At 67.4% G+C, this 18,294-nt stretch carries 20 protein-coding genes and 1 tRNA gene; 7 read left to right on the top strand and 14 right to left on the bottom strand.

All coding sequences use genetic code 11. The features are described 5' to 3' along the window. Positions 1-38 precede the first annotated feature (38 nt). The 7 genes from MFM001_RS03285 to MFM001_RS03255 form a co-directional block, all read right to left on the bottom strand. A complete protein-coding gene (locus MFM001_RS03285) occupies positions 39-944 on the bottom strand; it encodes a haloalkane dehalogenase (protein ID WP_116373432.1) in 906 nt (301 codons plus the stop codon). A gap of 21 nt (positions 945-965) precedes the next feature. Next, positions 966-1,430, bottom strand: coding sequence for an NUDIX domain-containing protein (locus MFM001_RS03280; RefSeq protein WP_116373430.1), 465 nt, complete (start codon positions 1,428-1,430; stop codon positions 966-968). A gap of 4 nt (positions 1,431-1,434) precedes the next feature. Next, positions 1,435-2,796 carry a wax ester/triacylglycerol synthase family O-acyltransferase gene (locus MFM001_RS03275; protein ID WP_116373428.1) on the bottom strand — a complete coding sequence of 454 codons (1,362 nt, stop codon included), beginning with the start codon at positions 2,794-2,796 and terminating at the stop codon, positions 1,435-1,437. A 67-nt stretch (positions 2,797-2,863) separates the two neighbouring features. Continuing rightward, positions 2,864-4,162 carry a hypothetical protein gene (locus MFM001_RS24440; protein ID WP_160117988.1) on the bottom strand — a complete coding sequence of 433 codons (1,299 nt, stop codon included), beginning with the start codon at positions 4,160-4,162 and terminating at the stop codon, positions 2,864-2,866. 259 nt (positions 4,163-4,421) lie between these two features. Next, positions 4,422-4,512, bottom strand: a tRNA-Ser gene (locus MFM001_RS03265). A gap of 29 nt (positions 4,513-4,541) precedes the next feature. Next, on the bottom strand, positions 4,542-5,000 hold the full coding sequence (locus MFM001_RS03260; protein ID WP_116373632.1) for a nucleoside deaminase: 459 nt from the start codon (positions 4,998-5,000) through the stop codon (positions 4,542-4,544). Positions 5,001-5,053: 53 nt separating this feature from the next. Beyond that, on the bottom strand, positions 5,054-5,566 hold the full coding sequence (locus tag MFM001_RS03255) for a tRNA adenosine deaminase-associated protein (protein WP_116373426.1): 513 nt from the start codon (positions 5,564-5,566) through the stop codon (positions 5,054-5,056). An 86-nt stretch (positions 5,567-5,652) separates the two neighbouring features. Here MFM001_RS03255 and MFM001_RS03250 point away from each other — a divergent pair, with 86 nt between their 5' ends. Continuing rightward, positions 5,653-6,597, top strand: a complete 945-nt coding sequence (locus tag MFM001_RS03250) for a prephenate dehydrogenase (protein ID WP_192886843.1) — start codon at positions 5,653-5,655, stop codon at positions 6,595-6,597. Here MFM001_RS03250 and MFM001_RS03245 read toward each other — a convergent pair. From MFM001_RS03245 to MFM001_RS03225, 5 genes are read right to left on the bottom strand one after another with little or no spacing between them, the layout of a single operon-like run. Continuing rightward, the gene (locus MFM001_RS03245; RefSeq protein ID WP_116373422.1) at positions 6,560-7,120 is read right to left on the bottom strand and encodes a putative glycolipid-binding domain-containing protein; all 561 of its coding nucleotides are present in this window, start codon (positions 7,118-7,120) and stop codon (positions 6,560-6,562) included. The genes MFM001_RS03250 and MFM001_RS03245 overlap by 38 nt on opposite strands. 25 nt (positions 7,121-7,145) lie before the next feature. Further along, the gene (locus tag MFM001_RS03240) at positions 7,146-7,892 is read right to left on the bottom strand and encodes an ABC transporter permease (RefSeq protein WP_116373420.1); all 747 of its coding nucleotides are present in this window, start codon (positions 7,890-7,892) and stop codon (positions 7,146-7,148) included. Beyond that, a complete protein-coding gene (locus MFM001_RS03235; RefSeq protein ID WP_116373418.1) occupies positions 7,889-8,578 on the bottom strand; it encodes an ABC transporter permease in 690 nt (229 codons plus the stop codon). The genes MFM001_RS03240 and MFM001_RS03235 overlap by 4 nt, the downstream gene beginning before the upstream one ends. 2 nt (positions 8,579-8,580) lie before the next feature. Beyond that, on the bottom strand, positions 8,581-9,675 hold the full coding sequence (locus MFM001_RS03230; protein ID WP_116373416.1) for an ABC transporter ATP-binding protein: 1,095 nt from the start codon (positions 9,673-9,675) through the stop codon (positions 8,581-8,583). Next, positions 9,672-10,601 carry an ABC transporter substrate-binding protein gene (locus MFM001_RS03225; RefSeq protein WP_116373414.1) on the bottom strand — a complete coding sequence of 310 codons (930 nt, stop codon included), beginning with the start codon at positions 10,599-10,601 and terminating at the stop codon, positions 9,672-9,674. The genes MFM001_RS03230 and MFM001_RS03225 overlap by 4 nt, the downstream gene beginning before the upstream one ends. 62 nt (positions 10,602-10,663) lie before the next feature. On the opposite strand from MFM001_RS03225, the gene MFM001_RS03220 reads away from it, so the two are divergent. Next, on the top strand, positions 10,664-11,011 hold the full coding sequence (locus MFM001_RS03220) for a lipopolysaccharide assembly LapA domain-containing protein (protein WP_116373412.1): 348 nt from the start codon (positions 10,664-10,666) through the stop codon (positions 11,009-11,011). Positions 11,012-11,029: 18 nt separating this feature from the next. Here the strand turns inward: MFM001_RS03220 and MFM001_RS03215 are convergent, their stop codons facing one another. Next, positions 11,030-11,662 carry a histidine phosphatase family protein gene (locus MFM001_RS03215; RefSeq protein ID WP_116373410.1) on the bottom strand — a complete coding sequence of 211 codons (633 nt, stop codon included), beginning with the start codon at positions 11,660-11,662 and terminating at the stop codon, positions 11,030-11,032. Positions 11,663-11,711: 49 nt separating this feature from the next. Here MFM001_RS03215 and MFM001_RS03210 point away from each other — a divergent pair, with 49 nt between their 5' ends. The 5 genes from MFM001_RS03210 to MFM001_RS03190 are packed head-to-tail and all read left to right on the top strand — an operon-like array spanning position 11,712 to position 16,371. Then, the gene (locus tag MFM001_RS03210; protein WP_116373408.1) at positions 11,712-12,752 is read left to right on the top strand and encodes a phosphotransferase family protein; all 1,041 of its coding nucleotides are present in this window, start codon (positions 11,712-11,714) and stop codon (positions 12,750-12,752) included. Next, the gene (locus MFM001_RS03205) at positions 12,749-13,513 is read left to right on the top strand and encodes an SDR family NAD(P)-dependent oxidoreductase (protein WP_116373406.1); all 765 of its coding nucleotides are present in this window, start codon (positions 12,749-12,751) and stop codon (positions 13,511-13,513) included. Before MFM001_RS03210 ends, MFM001_RS03205 begins: the two co-directional genes overlap by 4 nt. A 14-nt stretch (positions 13,514-13,527) precedes the next feature. After that, on the top strand, positions 13,528-14,811 hold the full coding sequence (locus MFM001_RS03200; RefSeq protein WP_116373404.1) for an acyl-CoA dehydrogenase family protein: 1,284 nt from the start codon (positions 13,528-13,530) through the stop codon (positions 14,809-14,811). Beyond that, positions 14,780-15,400 carry a TetR/AcrR family transcriptional regulator gene (locus MFM001_RS03195; RefSeq protein ID WP_116373403.1) on the top strand — a complete coding sequence of 207 codons (621 nt, stop codon included), beginning with the start codon at positions 14,780-14,782 and terminating at the stop codon, positions 15,398-15,400. Before MFM001_RS03200 ends, MFM001_RS03195 begins: the two co-directional genes overlap by 32 nt. Continuing rightward, on the top strand, positions 15,400-16,371 hold the full coding sequence (locus tag MFM001_RS03190; RefSeq protein WP_116373630.1) for an NADPH:quinone oxidoreductase family protein: 972 nt from the start codon (positions 15,400-15,402) through the stop codon (positions 16,369-16,371). The genes MFM001_RS03195 and MFM001_RS03190 overlap by 1 nt, the downstream gene beginning before the upstream one ends. Before the next feature lie 5 nt (positions 16,372-16,376). On the opposite strand, the gene MFM001_RS03185 is transcribed toward MFM001_RS03190, so the two are convergent. Then, positions 16,377-18,218, bottom strand: coding sequence for an alkyl/aryl-sulfatase (locus tag MFM001_RS03185; RefSeq protein ID WP_116373402.1), 1,842 nt, complete (start codon positions 18,216-18,218; stop codon positions 16,377-16,379). Positions 18,219-18,294: the final 76 nt, after the last annotated feature.

Here is an 18,294-nt window from a genome sequence, read left to right as displayed (position 1 = left end):
AGCGTGCAATAACTGGCCATTCGGCGAGGTGTAGTGGGTCAGCTGCGTAGGAAATCGACGATGTAGCCGGCCAGCTCTTCGCCGGCGTCTTCCTGCAGGAAGTGCCCGGCGTTGTGCACCACCGGGTGGTCGATGCCCTGAGCGCCGCGCATCTGGCGTTGGAAGATGGGCGCCATCGCGCCGGTGATCGGGTCGCCGTCGCTAAATGCGACCAGCATTGGCGTCGGGCTTTCGCACAGCGTGGCCCACGCCGACCGGTTGGCGGGGGCGGCCGGGTCGTCGGGTGAGGTGGGCACCAGGCCGGGCATGGCTCGCGGTGCGGCGCAATACGAGTCGTCGGGAAACGGCGCGTCGTACGCCGCCCGCACCGCCTCGCTCATCGGTCGGCGACACCCGGACTGCACGAACCGGCCGATGTCCAGCGACGGCAGGCCCTGGATGGCTTCGCGGAACTGCCACCAGATGTCCGGCATCGGGATATCGCCGGTCGGCAGGCCGGTGTTGGCGACGACGATCCGGCTGAACCGGTCCGGATGTTCGGCGGCCAGCCGCAGCCCGATCAGCCCGCCCCAGTCCTGGCCGACCAGGGTCACCCGCTGCAGATCCAGCACGTCGAAAACCAGGCTGCGCACCCACTCGACGTGACGCGCGTAGGTGTGGTCTTCGCGTCGCGTGGGCTTGTCGGAGCGACCGAATCCGACCAGGTCCGGGCAGACGACTCGACGCCCGGCCTCGGTCAGCACCGGGATCATTTTGCGGTACAGGAACGACCACGACGGCTCGCCATGCAGCATGAGTACCGGGTCGGCGTCGTCGGGCCCGTCTTGCACCCAGGCCATCCGCAGCGTACCGCCGTCGTCGTCGGAGATATCGTAATACCTTGGCGTGTAAGGGAATTCAGGAATGTCCGCGAACCGCTCGTCGGGTGTTCGCAATGTTTGCATGGCCTTGAAGATACCGCTAGTTCAGTCGGCCAGGGCCGACATCAGCCGGTCCAGGAACGGACGTTGGCCCTTGAGCAGCTTGGCTCTGGCCTGCGCCACCGGGAACCAGCCGACCCGATCGATCTCGGGGAATTCCTTGAGGGTTCCGGAGCCTTTGGGCCATTCCAGTTCGAAGGTATTGCTGTGTGCGTCGGTGACGTCGAGATCGGCTTGCACCGCGAACGCGGTGATCACCTTGCCGCTGGGCTGTTTGAGTGGCTCGAAGTCGATGCGCGGCCCGGCCGGCACCGGCAGGCCGAGTTCTTCTTCGAATTCGCGTTGGGCGACCACCCAGGGATCTTCGCCGTCGCTGTACTCCCCTTTCGGGATCGACCACGCGCCCTCGTCCTTGCGGGCCCAGAACGGCCCGCCCGGATGCCCGATCAGCACCTCGACAACCCCGTCGCGCACGCGGTACAACAGCAGTCCCGCACTGAGCTTCGGCACGCGGTCAAACCCCGACCGCGCGTTCCAAATCCTTGAGCGAGTTCTCCAGATGCCCGAGCAGACGCTGCAGGTGCGGCACGCTGCGCCGGCACCCGACCAGACCGAAGTCGAGGTTGCCGGCGTTGTTGACCACGGTGATGTTCAGCGCCTGCCCGTCCAGGGCGATCGACAGCGGATAGTTGCCGTCGAGCCGGGCGCCCCGCCAGTACATCGGCTGCGTCGGCCCTGGCACGTTGGAGATCACGATGTTGAACGGCGGCGGTGCCGACGAGACGAAACCCGGGACCGCGGCCAGGGCCAACGGCGCCATCATGACGGCCGACAGCGCCAAGGCCTGTAGCCGCGGCAGTTCGGAGAAAACTTTCTTGTTCTTGCGCATCGACTCGCTGATGATCTGCAGCCGGTGGGCCGGATCGTCGACGTGCGTGCCCAGGTTGCACAGGATGGTGCCGACCATGTTGCCGCCGCTGTCGGCCTCGTCTTCTTTGCGCAGACTGATCGGCACCATTGCCACCAATGGCGTGTCCGGCAACGCATTCTGATCCGCCAGGTAGTAGCGCAGCGCGCCCGCGCACATCGCGAGCACGACGTCGTTGACGGTCACACCGGCGGCCTGTTTGATGCTTTTCACCCGGTCCAGCGAATACGACTGCGCCGCAACGCGGCGCGCGCCGCCGATACGGACGTTGAGCATGGTGCGGGGTGCGGCGAACGGCAGCGTCAGCTGCTGCTCGAGCAGCGCGGCGCGAGCCAGCGTCCACGTCGAAGGACCAAGGGCGGCAACTGATCCCGCCAATTGGGTGATCGTCTGCCACCGGGATCGGCTCGGCGATTGGCGATGCCGGCGCGGCAGATTCCAGATCGCCCGCAGCTCTGTGTCATTGGGGTCGGTGGACAGCGAGCGCTGCATCAGCTTGAGCGCCGAGACGCCGTCGATCAGCGCATGGTGGAACTTGGTGTACAGGGCGAATCGCCCGTCGCTCAGCCCCTCCACGAAATGGCCTTCCCACAACGGGCGGTGGCGGTCGAGCAGGCTGCCGTGCAGCAGGGAGCTCAGTTCGAGCAGATCGCGGACCCGTCCAGGCGGCGGTAGGGCCGAGCGCCGCACGTGGTAGTCGATGTCGATGTCGTTCTCGTCGTCGTAGGCCCAGCCGATGTTGGCGATTCCGCCGAACATCCGTGCCGGGCGTTTACGGAAGGTGGGCTGGAATTCCGTGTTGGCGACCAGAGCTTCGTAGGTCTCGCGGGCGAATTCGGGTCCGGCGCCCTCGGGCGGCTCGAACAGTTGCAGGCCACCGACATGCATGGGGTGCTCACGAGATTCACCCAGCAGAAATATCGAATCGGTGGGCGTTATCAGCTCCATTGAACTATTAAACCGTGACTGGCTAACGCATCATCCAGATCGGTCAAATAGCAACTGGCCCAGCGGTTTACAGGCCGGGTATGCCCGGGATACCGGGCAGTCCGGGAACGTGCGGGCCACCGCCGTGGGGCAGGCCCGGAAGTCCGGGGCCAGGAACCTTTGGACCCGGAAGGTTCGGGCCCGGAATGCCCGGCCCCGGCAGCGGCGGCGGGGGTAGTTGAGGGGCCGGTAACGCCGGCGGCGGCGGCAGCGCCGGCGGGGGTGGCGGGGCCGCGGGCGCGGGTGCGGGCGCCGGAGCCGCGGGAGCAGGTGCGGGAGCCGCCGGCGCAGGCGCGGGCGCTTGGGGAGGGGGCGCCGGCTGGGGTGGCGGCGCCTGTTTGGTTGGGGCGACGACACTTTGGCCCAGATTGGGCCGCTGGTTGACGTGCGGCCGAATGTCGAGGGCAAGCGCAATCGCCAGTGCCGCAACACCGACGACGAAGATCGTCAGCACTCCCAGCGCCACCAGAAACGGCTTGCGTTCCGGGTGGTCGGCATTGGTGTGGAAGTCGAGTTCGTCGGCTTCGTCGACCGGGTCGGCGCTGTACGCGAGGGGCTGGCCGTGGTCGTTCGGCTGGGCATCGGGTGCCAGGCCGGTGCCGGGGTCTTGCGCGTAGGCCACCGCGGCGGTCGAGGATTCGAAGAGCGGTGCGTGCGCCGACGCCAGCGCCGCACCGCGGGCCAGCGCGGTCTCCGGCTCCTCGGCGGCGCTGACCGCGAGCGTCGTCGCCGCATCCAGCTCCGACTTGATCATCCCGACGTCGACGCCCGAGCCCACCACGAACAGGCCCTCCGGCCGCGACGGCAAGCCGTCGGCACCCGCGGTCATCGCGGTGATCCGGGCGACGGCCTGGGTGTCGTCGTCGGGCAGGACTGCCCGGTGCACATCGGTGATCGAACCGTCGGCGGAGTCGACGACGGCCAGGGTCGCGCTGTCCGGTTCGATGAACAGCAACCCGGTGTGCGTGTAGCCCATCGCGGAGCCGACCGTTTGGGCCAGCGCGGCCGCGGCCAGGAACGCCGACACCAGCATGACGTTTTCCACCTTGCGGGCGGCCAGCACATCTCGCAGTGCGCTTGCTTCGATGGGGTCGGTCCAGGTCACGCCGGTCGAAGCCAGCCGGTGGCCGCCGTCCGCCGCGCTTTCGCGGGTGCCCAGGATCGCCGCGATCACCTGGTCGGCGGCGCTGGTGGGCGGCGCGGTGTTGGCGCCCGCGGGGATCGCGAACGTGTCCTCTTCGACGGTGGCGCCGTCCGCGTTTTCGCCTTCGACCAGCACCATGCGGACAGTGGTGGGTGCCATCGACACTCCGAGCACGATGTCCACAGTTTCCTCCAAGCGGTTAGCCGCCGCTGGCCCCCCGCTGACCCCGATGCTTTGACCCTACTCGCCGTAGCAAAGGGTAAACGAACCTTCGTTGACGCGGTGGCTGGCGACGAGTCGCCGTGAATGCCGTCGCGAGAAGGCGGCCCGAGGGGTAGATTCCTGCCATCGATAGCTGAAATAGGTTGCGCCACAACACACCACACCGGACTTATGCCGAACTAGCCGTTCCGGTGGTTAACCGGAACTGGCTGGAAAAATTTGGCGGTGGCGGAGGGATTTGAACCCTCGGACGGGGGTTACCCGTCACACGCTTTCGAGGCGTGCTCCTTAGGCCGCTCGGACACGCCACCGCCGGACAGCTTACCGAACGCCGGGCCGCTCACCCCAATCGCTGGCGGGCGAAGAAGTCCTCCAGCAGCGCCGCGCACTCGTCGGCCAGCACGCCGCCCCGCACCTCGGGCCGGTGGTTGAGGCGCCGGTCACGCACCACGTCCCACAGCGAGCCGACCGCGCCGGTCTTGGGCTCCCACGCCCCGAACACCAGCCGTCCCACCCGCGCCATCACCAGCGCACCGGCGCACATCGTGCACGGCTCGACGGTGACCGCCAGCGTCGCACCCTCCAGCCGCCAGCCGTCGCCGAGCACGCCGGCGGCGGCCCGCATCGCCAGGATTTCCGCATGCGCAGTCGGATCGCCGAGGGCCTCCCGGGCGTTCACCGCCCAGGCCAGCTCGGTGCCGTCGGGGCCGACGACCACCGCGCCTACGGGGACATCGCGCGGGCCCGCTGTCGTCGCAACGTCCAGCGCGGCGCGGATCAGGTCTTCGTCGGAAATCACCGACCGGGCTTCATGGCGGCGACCCGCCGCGCCCGGCTCCGCCGCGCTTGCGATCACCGACCGAGGCGATCGAGCACCGCCGACAACTCCTCGGCGAAGCCCATCTCGCGCGCGATGCGGCCCAGCTGCTCGTCGGCGTACAGGTCGGTCTCGTCGAGGATCACGCCCAGCACCGCCTCGGGCAGCCCGATGTCGGACAGCAGTCCCAGATCGCCCTCCTCGAATGGCTCGGCGTCCTCCAGGTCCTCCGGATCGATGTCCGCGTCCAGGTTCTCCAGCACCTCGGCGGCAATGTCGTAGTCGAGGGCCGCTGTGGCGTCTGAGAGCAGCATCCGGGTGCCCGACGGGCCCGGCCGCAGAATGACGAAGAACTCGTCGTCGACGTCGAGCAGCCCGAAAACCGCCCCGGCGCTGCGCAACTCGCGCAGTTCGGTCTCGGCGTCGGCCAGGCTGGTCAGCGCCTTGCGACGCATCGGAGCGCAGCGCCACTTGCCGTCTTCGCGCACGACGGCCACGCCGAAGCCGTCCGGCGTGTCCGCCTGCGCAGAGGCCCGCTGTGGTGCCATGCGCGCAACGCTAGTCCCTGACGGTGCAGCTTGACCAGCGAACTTGCCGCGAAATGTGCCAACCTTGGGGTGTGGCAAAGACACCGGTGTGCGTACTTGGGCTCGGACTGATCGGTGGCTCGATCATGCGGGCCGCGGCCGCGGCAGACTACGAGGTCTTCGGCTACAACCGCTCCGTCGAGGGTGTCCAGGCTGCCCGCTTCGACGGCTTCGACGCCACTACGGATCTCAGCGAGGCCCTGACCCGCGCCGCCGACGCGGGCGCGTTGATCGTGCTCGCCGTGCCGATGCCGGCTTTGCCGTCGCTGCTCGCCCACATCGCCGAATTGGCGCCGCACTGTCCCCTCACCGACGTCACCAGCGTCAAGAGCGCAGTGCTCGACGAGGTCACGGCCGCCGGGCTACGTGATCGCTTCGTCGGTGGCCACCCGATGACCGGAACCGCGCACTCGGGTTGGGCCGCGGGCCATGTCCGCTTGTTCAGCGGGGCCCCGTGGGTGGTCAGTGTCGACGACCACGTCGACCCCGCGGTGTGGACCTTGGTGATGACGTTGGCGCTCGACTGCGGCTCGGTTGTGGTGCCGGCGCGCTCCGACGAGCACGACGCCGCCGCGGCCGCGATTTCTCATCTGCCGCATCTGCTCGCCGAGTCGCTGGCCGTCACCGCCGCCGAGGTTCCGCTGGCCTTCGCGCTGGCCGCTGGGTCGTTTCGCGACGGCACCCGGGTGGCAGTCACCGCACCGGATCTGGTGCGCGCCATGTGCGAAGCCAACGCCGGCCAGGTTCTGCCGATGGTGGACCGGTTCATCGAATTGCTCACCAATGCCCGAGAGTCGCTGGCGCACAACAACTCTGTGGCCGAGTTGGTCGAAGCCGGGCACGCAGCACGCACTCGCTACGACAGCTTTTCGCGGCCGGAGATCGTCACTGTCTTTGTCGGCGCGGAGAATTGGCGCGAGGAACTGGCCGCAGCCGGGCGGGCCGGTGGGGTGATCAGATCCGCTCTGCCAAGCCTGGATACTCCACGATGAACCCGTCGGCGTCGACCACCAAAGTGGTGTCGGACACCGGCGATTTCACCTTGACCTCCCCGATGGTGGCCGAACTGGCGTTGCTGTAGGTGACGACGGCTGACGTGATGGACATGTCGGGCAGTCCCACGTAGATCACGGGCGCGATGATCGAGTCGGACCGCTCGTGCAGGCCGTGACGGCGGATCGGCAACGTATTGAAGAACGGGCTGAACACCACGTCGACGTCCAGAGCGCCGTCGAACGCGGCCCGTGACTCTCCGCGGTGGTCGGTGACCAGCCACATGTTCTCCTCGTCGCGGGCGATGGAGAGCTGGCGTTCCCGCTCGGCCAGCGTCACCGTCAGCCCGAGTCGCTTCGTGGCGCCGGTCTCATCGGTCTGCAGGTCGTAGTAGGCGCCGAACGCCGGCTGGGTGTCGGTGGCCGCGGCGACGATGCGGCCGTTGGCCTTGATTCGGTTGCCGGACAACTGCACCCGCACCGATTCCATGCGGTAGCAGTCGGGCGCACGCCACGTCAGCATCGCCGGCCAGGCGCTCGACGTCGCATCAGGAGGGGCTGGGCTCACGCGCTATACCGTAGGCGACCGGGTCGGGTGTCGCACAGCCTGGCCGTCGGGTCGGCAAGAGCCGCTGCAGCCGGCCGGTGCCCGGCGCCGATACCCACACCGCGAACGCCAGTGCGGCGTCAAGGATCAATGCCAGCGCAGCCACCATCAGTGCGCCGACCAGCGCGATGTGGAACTGGCGCACCTTGATGCCGTCGATCAGGTAACGGCCCAGCCCACCGAGGCTGGCATACGCCGCCACCGTCGCGGTGGCCACCACCTGCAGGGTCGCGGTGCGCAGCCCTCCGATGATCAGCGGCAGCGCATTGGGCACCTCGACACGCAGCAACACCCGCAGCTCGGTCATGCCCATCGAGCGGGCGGCGTCGACGACCTTCGCATCGACATTGGACACCCCGGCGTAGGTGCCGGCCAGCAGCGGCGGGATGCCCAGCAGCATCAGCGCGACGATCGGCGGGCCCAGGCCCAAACCCCAGACCAGCACGGCCAACAACAGCACACCCAGTGTGGGCAGCGCACGCAGCCCGTTGATCGCGGTGACCACAATCAGCGCGCCGCGACCGGTGTGCCCGATGACCAGCCCGATCGGGATGGCGATCAACGCCGAAGCCGCGACGGCCAGCGCCGTGTATTCCAGGTGCTCCAGCGTGCGGGCCGCCAGGCCCGTCGGCCCGATCCAGTTGGCGGCGGTGAACAGGAAGGACAGTGCGCGCGCAAGAAAGTTCATCGCGCGCCGCCCACGATCGGAGCTCTCAGCGGCCGGGCCGGGCGGCGCACGCGCGTCACCCGCTGCCACGGTGTGGCGAGCCGGCCGGCCAGCACGATCAGCACGTCGATCACGATCGCCAGCCCGAAGATCGCGATGATGCCGGCCATCACCTGGTCACTCTTGTCGGCCTGATATCCCTCGGTGAACCAGGTACCCAGACCGCCGATGCCGATCACGGCGCCGACCGAGACCATCGAGATATTCGTCACTACGACGACCCGCAGTCCCGCCACCAACACCGGAATAGCCAGCGGCAGTTCGACTTTCAGCATCCGGGTGATCGGCCGGTAGCCGACGGCGGTGGCAGCGTCGCGCACCTGCTGTGGCACCGCGTCCAGCGCCTCGAGCACGGCCCGCACCAGCAGCGCCGTCGTGTAGAGCGTCAGCGCGACAACGACATTCGCCTCGTCGAGGATGCGGGTGGGGATCACCAGCGGCAAGACCACAAACAGGGCCAGCGAAGGAATGGTGAACACGATGCTCGCGGTCACCGTGGTCAGCCGGCGCAGCGTAGTTCGCCGCTGCACGGCCACACCCAGCGGCAGTGCGATCGCCAGCCCGAGCAGCACCGGTACCAGCGACAGCCGCAGATGGATCACGGTCAGCGTCCACGCGGCCGGCAGGTGAGTGAGCAGGTAGTGCACGGCTAGTCCTGCCGCCGGGATTCCAGCGCGTCCAGCACATCGGTGGCCAACACTCCCCCGATGACCTTGCCCGCCTTGTCCACTGCCACACCCAGCATCGACGGCGAAGCCAGCGCGGCATCCAGTGCCTGGCTGAGGTTCCCGTCCGGGCGCAACTGCGAACCGACGGCGGTCACGCTGTCCGACAACGACGCGCCGTTGCGGTACTGCCGCAGGCCTGCCGCGTCGATCCATCCCAGCGGCGTGCCGTCCTGGTGAACCACCAGTGACCAGCCGTCGCGCAGTTGGGCTGCACCGATCTGGGACTCCGAGATCTGTGGAATGTCGTGCAACGGAAGCCCGTCGGCGTCCAGGCACTGCAACCAGCGGTAGCCGCGGCCGAGACCGATGAAGCTCGAGACAAAATCGTTGGCCGGTCGCGACAGCAACCGCGCGGGTTCGTCGTATTGCTGCAGCGAACCGCCCGGGCCGAACACCGCGATGAAATCGGCCAGCCGGACCGCCTCGTCGATGTCGTGTGTGACGAACACGATGGTCTTGCGCAATTCGCTTTGCAGGCGCACGATTTCGCGTTGCAGTTCGCGGCGGACTATCGGGTCGACGGCGGAAAACGGCTCGTCCATCAACAGAATCGGCGGGTCGGCCGCCAGCGCCCGCGCCACGCCGACGCGCTGCTGCTCACCGCCGGAAAGTTGGGCGGGATAGCGGGTGGCCAGCCTCGGATCGAGCCCGACCCGCTCCAGCACCTCGTAGGCGGCCTTGCGTGCGGCACGGCGCGACTGCCCCTTGAGCACCGGCACCGTCGCGACGTTGTCGATCACCCGTTGATGCGGCATCAGGCCGGCGCCCTGGATGACGTAGCCGATTCCGAGGCGCAGCTTCACCGGATCGACGCTGGAGACGTCGGCGCCGTCGACGGTGACGGTGCCCGACGTCGGCTCGATCATCCGGTTGATCATGCGCATGGAGGTGGTTTTGCCGCAGCCCGACGGGCCGACGAAGACCGTCAGCGCGCCCTGCGGTACGTCCAGCGACAGTTGGTCGACGGCGACGGTGCCGTCGGGATAGACCTTGCTGACCTTGTCGAAGCGAATCATTGCCGGATCGGATGGTCGAAGCCGTTGTCCCGCACCCAGTTCCGTGCGGCCTCGTCGGGATCGACACCGGAGTTGCCCGCGACCGCCATGTTGAGTTGCGCCAGGCCGGCGGTGCTGAGCTTGGCCGACACCGCGTCCAGCACATCTTTGAGCCGGTCCGACTTTTTCTGCGAGTTGACCAGCGGCACGATGTTGCCCGCCAGGAAGTTGTGCTCAGGATCGTCGAGCACCACCAGGTGATTTTGCGGGATCGCCGGCGAAGTGCTGAAGATGTTGGCCGCGTTGACCGTTCCGTCCAGCAGCGCGCGTACCGTTACCGCGCCGCCGCCGTCGCTGATCGCGACGAAGTTGCCGGGACCGACGTCCAGTCCGTACTTCTGCCGCAGCCCAAGCAGTCCCGACGGCCGGCTCTGGAACGCCGACGGCGCCGCGAACCTCACCTCGGCCGAGTGCGGGGCCAGATCGGCGATGGTCTTGAGGTTCCACAGCGCGGCCGTGGCGGCCGTGACGGTGACCGTGTCGGTGTCCGACGCGGGCGACGGTGTCAGGATCGACAAGTCGCCGGGCAGCCGTTTGTAGAGCTCCAATTCGACGGCGTCGAGGATGGTCACCATCGCGTCGGGCTGGAAATACAGCAGAAGGTTGCCGATGTACTCCGGTACCAAATCGATCGAATGGTCTTTGAGCGCAGGGATATACGTTTCTCGGCTGCCGATCCCCAGGCGGCGTCCGACGTCAAAGCCGTTGGCCTGCAACGCCTGTGCGTAGATCTCGGCGACGATCTTGGATTCGGGGAAGTCGGCGGACCCGACCACAATCGATTGCGTGCTGCCCGACATCCCGCCGAGAGGATTGGAACTGCCGCAACCTGCGATCAGAAGACACGTCGCAAGCCACACCGCCGCGTGGCGTCGCAGCGTGCCCATACTTGCCGACCCTATCGCCACAACCCGCGCCACACGGCGGTGATTCCTGCAAAGATGGGACTATGAGCAGCGATCCACCTGTATCGCCCGATCAGCCACGTCCAGCCGAAGTACCGGCGCACGACGCCGCGAAGCAGCCGTCGGGTTCGCCGGTGATGTTCACCCGGGCCGGCGCGGTGTGGACGGCGCTGACCGTCGGCTTCCTGATTCTGATCGTGTTGCTGATCTTCATCACCCAGAACACGGCGTCGGCGCAATTCCAGTTTTTGGGCTGGCATTGGAGCTTGCCGCTGGGGGTGGCCATTCTGCTGGCGGCGGTGTGCGGCGGGCTGATCACCGTGCTGGCCGGCACCGCGCGGATCTACCAGTTGCGGCGGGCAGCCAAGAAGCACGCCTCGGGTCGGCACTAAGCCGGATTGCGAGGCTCCTCATCGCGCTTCGCGCTCGGCATCGTCGCCGCGCTGGTTTCTGGGCAACAGATCCCACACGTGCTCGGTGCAGTTGACCGCGGCAATGCTGGCCTGCCCGGAGCGGGAGAACAACAGTCGGGTCACCGACACGTAGTCGATCGGGAACGACAACAGCCGACGGGTTCCCAGGATCTCGTGCAGCACCACGTTGATCACCCCGCCGTGGCTGAACACCGCCACGGTGTCGTCGGGGTCGGCGGCAGCGACGACGTCGTCGACGGCGGCGTTGACCCGGGCGCGGAAAGCGGCCTCGTCGACCGAGCTGGGTAACCGGCCCTCGGCCATCCGGGCCCACTCCTGAGGGTTCTCCTCGCGGATCTGCTCGATGGGGATATAGACGGGCAGATCGCGGTCGTATTCGGCGAACCGTTCGTCGATGTCGACGGCCAGATCGCGCGCCGCGGCGACCGGTTCGGCGGTCTGGACGGCGCGGCGTTGCGGGCTGCTGACGACCCGGGTGATCGGGAACCGGGCCAGCGCCTCAGGCAGCCGTTCGACCTGCTTGAACCCCTCGTCGGATAAGTCGGGGTCGGCGCCTTGGCCGGGTTCGCTGCGAAGCGGCAGGGCATGCCGGACCAGGAGCAGTTGCATCCGCTCAGCCTCGCATTCGCGGCGAAGTGTGCTCGCACACAGGCGGAGAATGTTATTCTCCGGACAGAGAGTGAGGTGTGCGGTGGACGCGGGTGTGCTGGGTCGCTGGCTGGACGAGAACGGTGCCCCGGGCGCCGGCGAGGAACCGGTACTCAAACCGCTGTCGGGCGGTTCGCAGAACACGCTGTATCTGATCGAGCGCGGCGGCGAGCGCATGGTGCTGCGGATGCCGGGCGCCCGGGCGGACGCGGCCCGCATCGACGGCCTGCTGCGCGAGATCCGGCTGGTGCGGGCGTTGTCCGGGACTGATGTGCCACATGCCGAGCTGATCGCCGCCGACGATGCCGGCGATCTGCTCGGCATGCCTTTCTACGTCATGCGGGCGATCGACGGCTGGAGTCCGATGGACGGCGGCTGGCCGGCGCCGTTCGACAGCGACTTGGCGGCTCGGCGGGAGTTGGCGTTCGAACTCGTCGGCGGCGCTGCGCGGCTGGGCCGGGTGGACTGGCGCGCGCAGGGCCTGGAGGGTTTCGGCCGCCCGGACGGATTCCACGAGCGGCAGGTCGACCGCTGGCTGGCCTTCCTGGACGCCTATCGGGTGCGTGACCTTCCCGGTCTCGAGGAGGCCGCCGACTGGTTGCGCCGCAACCGTCCCGCGCACTACACGCCGGGCATCATGCACGGCGACTACCAGTTCGCCAACGTGATGTTCGCGCACGGGGCGCCGGCCAGGCTGGCCGCGATTGTCGACTGGGAGATGACCACGGTCGGCGACCCGCTGCTGGATCTGGCGTGGTGCCTGCTCGGTTATGACGGCGAACATCCGCGGACTGACGGGTTTTATCTGGACATGGCCGGTATGCCGGCGCGCAGCGAGCTACTGGAGCACTATGAAACGGTCAGCGGGCTGTCGACCGAGAACATCGACTACTACCTCGTGCTGGCCAACTGGAAGCTCGGCATTGTGCTGGAAAAGACCTACGCTGCCGGTGTGCGCACCGGGAAGGTCGACCCGAAGATCACCGAGGCGTTCGGCCCGATGATCCTGCAGCTGATCGCCACCGCGGCCGAATTGGCGCGGTCGAAATGAGTTACGCAGAACAGCTTTTCGACCTGACCGATCGGGTCGTCCTGATCACCGGCGGTAGCCGGGGCCTGGGCCGGGAAATCGCGTTCGGGGTTGCCCGCTGTGGGGCCGACGTGGTGATCGCCAGCCGCAACATGGACAACTGCGTGGCGACCGCCAAGGAGATCGAGGCCGAAACCGGGCGATCCGCCATGCCGTATCAGGTGCACGTCGGGCGGTGGGACCAGCTCGACGGCCTAGTCGACGCCGCCTACGACCGGTTCGGCAAGGTCGACACGCTGATCAACAACGCCGGCATGTCCCCGCTCTACGACAAGCTGACCGACGTCACCGAGAAGCTGTTCGACGCCGTCGTCAACCTGAACCTCAAAGGACCGTTTCGGTTGTCCGCGTTGGTCGGTGAGCGCATGCTCGCCGCCGGGCGCGGATCGATCATCAACGTCAGCACCGCGGGTTCGCTACGTCCGACGCCGGACATCATCCCCTACGCGGCCGCCAAGGCCGGGCTCAACGCGATGACCGAGGCGCTGGCCAAGGCGTTCGGGCCGGCGGTGCGGGTCAACACGCTGATGGCCGGCCCGTTTCTCACCGACGTCAGCAAGGCGTGGGGACTGGAGCATGCGACGGAGAACCCGTTCCGCCACCTGTCGTTGCAGCGCGCCGGCGATCCGTCCGAAATCGTCGGGGCCGCTTTGTTTTTGGCGTCGGACGCGTCCAGCTTCACCACCGGCTCGATTCTGCGGGCCGACGGCGGGATTCCCTGACCTTAGGAGGCGAGATGGCGTGGGACTTTTCCACCGAGCCGGAGTTCGAAAAGAAGCTGGACTGGATCCGGCAGTTCGTCCGCGAGGAGGTCGAGCCGCTCGAGGTGCTCTTCCCCGGCTGCGAGTTCCTGCCGCTGAGCGACGAGCGTCGCCGCATCGTCGACCCGCTCAAACAGCAGGTCCGCGACCAGGGTTTGTGGGCCCCACACCTCGGCCCAGAACTCGGCGGGCAGGGCTTCGGCGCCGTCAAGCTGACGTTGATCAACGAGATCCTGGGCCGCAGCCCTTGGGCGCCAATCGTGTTCGGCACCCAGGCCCCCGACACCGGCAATGCCGAAATCCTGGCCCGCTTCGGCACCCAGGCCCAAAAGGATCGTTATCTGGCGGGCCTGCTGTCCGGGGAGATCTTCTCCTGCTTCTCGATGACCGAGCCGCAAGGCGGCGCCGACCCCCGCGTGTTCACCACCCGCGCAGTGCGCGACGGCGACGACTGGGTGATCACCGGGCGGAAGTACTTCTCCTCCAACGCTTCTGTCGCATCGTTCTTCATCGTCGTCGCCATCACCGATCCGGAAGTGCCGGTGCATCGGGGCGCGTCGACGTTCCTGATCCCGGCCGGCACTCCCGGTCTGACGGTGGAAGCCACCCACCACTTGACCGGCGCTCTCCCGCATGAGCCCGGCCACTCGCTGGTGCGCTACGACAACGTGCGGGTGCCGTCCGACGCGTTGCTCGGCGAACCCGGGCAGGGCTTTTTGATCCTGCAGACCCGGCTCGCCGGGGGCCGGCTGCATCACGCGATGCGTTCGATCGGCGTAGCCCAGCGCGCCATCGACATGATGGGCCGCCGCGCGAAAAGCCGCTTCACTCAAGGCAGCTCGCTGGCCGACAAGCAGCTGGTACAGGCGTTCATCGCCGACTCGTACACCGAGCTGATGCCGTTTCGGCTGGCGGTGCTTCATGCCGCGTGGCTGTGCGACACCGCGGGCGAGCATGCGGCCCGCACGGAGATCGGCGCCTGCAAGATCCTGGCGTCGCAAGTGCTCAAGTCGATCGGTCTGCGCGCGATTCAAGTCCACGGCGCGCTAGGGCTGACCGACCAATTGCCGTTGACCAACGTGCTGCTCGGCGGGGTGGCGCTCGGGTTGGCCGACGGGCCCACCGAGGCGCACAAGGTCAACCTGGCCCGGATGCTGCTGAAGAACTACGACGCCGAGGATCCAGAATGGCCCAGCGAGATGCTCGACGTCCGCCGCGAGGCCGCCCGTGCGAAATACGGAGACCTCGTTGACCAGTAGCCGGGTCACGGCTGCCGTCGAGCGCGCCCTCGACGATCGCCAGCGCGAGGCCACCGAGGAGGTCGAGCGGATCCTGGCCGCCGCGGTGCGGGTGATGGAGCGGGCGGCCCCCGATCCGCCGCGGGTCAGCGACATCGTCGCCGAGGCGGGATCGTCGAACAAGGCGTTCTACCGGTACTTTGCCGGCAAGGACGATCTCATTTTGGCCGTCATGGAACGCGGTGTGGGCATCGTGGTGTCCTATCTGCAGCACCAGATGGCCAAAGAGCCGACGCCGCAGGGCAAAATCGCGCGGTGGATCGAAGGAGTGCTGGCGCAGGTCGCCGATCCGCATCTGCTGAGCATGAGTCGTGCGGCGGCCGGGCAAGCCACCGCCAACATCGACGAGGAGATCATGCAGCCGATGCGTGATCTGCTGACCGAACCGGTTGCGGCGCTGGGCAGTACCGATGTCAAGCGCGATGCCGACGCGGTGTTCTATTGCACCGCCACAACATTGCGCCGCTACCTGGATTCGTCCGCTCGACCCGGTCGCGACGACATCGATCATCTGGTGCAGTTCTGCTTACGCGGACTGGGCGTGACGTGATGCGAGCCGTTGTCTGCCATCGATACGGCCCACCGGAAGATCTTGTCCTCGACGAGGTTCCCGACCCGGTGCCGGGTCCCGGCGAGGTGGTGGTGCGGGTGCGGGCCGCGGCGGTGAACTTTCCCGACGTGCTGCTGATCGACGGCAAATACCAGGTCCGGATTCCGGTTCCGTTCACGCCGGGCAGTGAGCTGGCCGGCGACGTGGTTGCCGTTGGCGACAGGGTCGGGTTTGCGCCGGGCGACCGGGTGAGTGGCGCCGCGTTCGTCGGTGCATTCGCCGAGCAGGCGCTGCTTCCCGCCGAGGCGCTGTCGCCCATCTCTGACGGTGCGGAATATGCGGCCGCGGCGGCGTTCGGTGTCACCTACCGCACCGCCTATCACGCCCTGCGATCGGTTGCCCAAGTGGCAGAAGGAGATTGGGTGGTGGTGCTCGGCGCGGCCGGCGGGGTGGGGCTGGCCGCTGTCGATCTGGCGGTCGCGATGAAGGCCCGGGTACTGGCCGCGGCGTCGACCGAGGAGAAGCTGCAAGTGTGCCGGCGGCGCGGCGCCGAGGCGACGGTCGACTACGACCGCGAGGACCTGAAGTCCCGCATCCGCGAGCTCACCGGTGACAATGCGCGCGTTGTCCTCGATCCCGTTGGTGGGCCGTATTCGGAGCCGGCCCTGCGTGCGCTGGGACGCGGCGGGGTCTTCATGACGCTCGGCTATGCCGCGGGAACGATTCCGGCGATACCACTCAATCTCGTGCTGCTGAAGGGCATCACGGTGCGCGGCATGGAGATCAGGACGTTTCTCGGCGATCATCCGGCCGAAGCCGAGCGCGATATGGCCGAGCTGACAGCGATGTTCGCCGACGGCCGGGTCCGGCCCTACATCGGCGCACGGTTCGCGCTGGCCGAGACTCCGGCGGCGCTACGGTATGTGGCCGAACGCAAGGCGATCGGCAAGGTGGTCATCGAGGTCGATTGACCATGTCACGGCGTGACGATGTTGAAGGCCGAGTCGGGCCGGTCGAGGACACCGAGCAGCGCCTGCAGCGCCGCCTGATCGCCGGTGACTTCCAGCCCCGGGGAAGTGAAATCGCCGGCGGCGGCGGCCAGCAGCCGGACCGTGGTCGCCAACCGCACCGTCACGTTCGCGGTAGACGCATCGGCCGGTACCCGCCGATGCACGAGCACGCCATTGCGCAGGGTGAGGCGATAATTGGCGTCGCGGTCCTCGAAGGCCACGTCGACAGTGAGATCCAAATCCCATGCCCGCGGCCCGTTGACGCTGATCGCCAGCGTGTCGAAGATCTGTTCCGGCGTCAGTTGGGACAGCATCGACTGCGAGGCCGTTTGCGTCGCGGTGCCGAAGTTGCCGTCACGCAATTCGGCGGCGCCGGAGAGGAAGAAGTTGCGCCACGTCGCGTTCTCGGCGCCATAGCCCAGCTGCTCCAACGTGTCGGCGTAGAGCTTGCGCGCGGCGCCATGCGTGTCGTCGGTGAACACCACATGGTCGAGTAATGTTGCCGCCCAGCGGAAGTCACCGGAATCGAAGGCTTGCCGGGCGAGTTCGACCACGCGGTCCACCCCGCCCATCGCGTCGACGTAGCGACTGGCCAGCGCCTCGGGCGGATGCGGCCACAGCCGGGCCGGATTGCCGTCGAACCAGCCCATGTAGCGCTGGTAGACGGCCTTCACATTGTGACTGACCGACCCGTAGTACCCGTGGGTATGCCACACTCTGTCCAGCGCCGGTGGCATCTCGAACATTTCGGCGATCTCCACACCGGTGTAGCCCTGATTGAGGAGCCGCAGCGTCTGGTCGTGCAGATAGGCATACAGGTCCCGTTGCAGCGACAGGAACTCGACGAGGCGATCGCGTCCCCAGGTGGGCCAGTGGTGAGAGGCGAATACGACATCGGCGCGATAGGCGAACATGTCGATCGCCTCAGTGAGATATCCCGACCACACGTGCGGATCACGCACCAACGCGCCGCGCAGGGTCAGCAGGTTGTGCAGATTATGGCTGGCGTTCTCGGCCATGCACAAGGCCCGGAATTGCGGGAAATAGAAATGCATTTCAGCAGGCGCCTCGGTGCCCGGCGCCATTTGGAATTCGATGTCCACGCCGTCGATTGTGTGCGTCTCACCGGTCGCGCGAATATCGACCGTCGGGACGATGAGCGCCACCTCACCCGTCGACGGCGCCTGACCCAGACCGCAACCGACTTGGCCCTGCGGCCCGCGCGGCAGCGAGGTGCCGTACATGTAGGTTGCGCGACGTGCCATCGCCGTGCCGGCGTAGACGTTTTCCTGAACGGCGTGCTGGGTGAATCCTTCCGGCGCCAGCACCGCCACCTTGCCGGCATCGACGTCGGCCTGTGACGTGACGCCGAGGACACCACCGAAATGGTCGACGTGACTGTGGGTGTAGATCACCGCGACGACGGGCCTGTCCCCGCGGTGGGTGCGGTACAGCGTCAGCGCTGCCGCCGCCACCTCGGTGGACACCAGCGGATCGATGACGGTGATGCCGGTGTCGCCTTCGACGAAGCTGACGTTCGACAGATCCAGGCCGCGAACCTGGTAGATACCCGGCACCACCTCGTAGAGGCCCTGTTTGGCATTCAGCATCGACTGCCGCCACAGGCTGGGATGCACCGACGTCGGCGCGTCGCCGCTGATAAACGAGTAAGCATCGTTATCCCAGACCACGCGGCCGTCGGCGGACTTGACTACGCAGGGGCTCAGCGCGGCAATGAATCCGCGATCGGCATCGGCGAAATCGGTTGTGTCATCGATCGGCTCCACTGCCACAACACTGCCAGCAATTCATCTACGTCGGACCGAAATCGGAGCGGAAATGGCTCTGTGACCTGGAAATTAAATTTTGCCGAATCCGATGTTC

It is taken from the genome of Mycobacterium sp. MFM001 (genome assembly GCF_003402475.1).
Classification (GTDB): Bacteria; Actinomycetota; Actinomycetes; order Mycobacteriales; family Mycobacteriaceae; genus Mycobacterium.
This window is presented reverse-complemented; position numbering and strand designations above follow the sequence as displayed.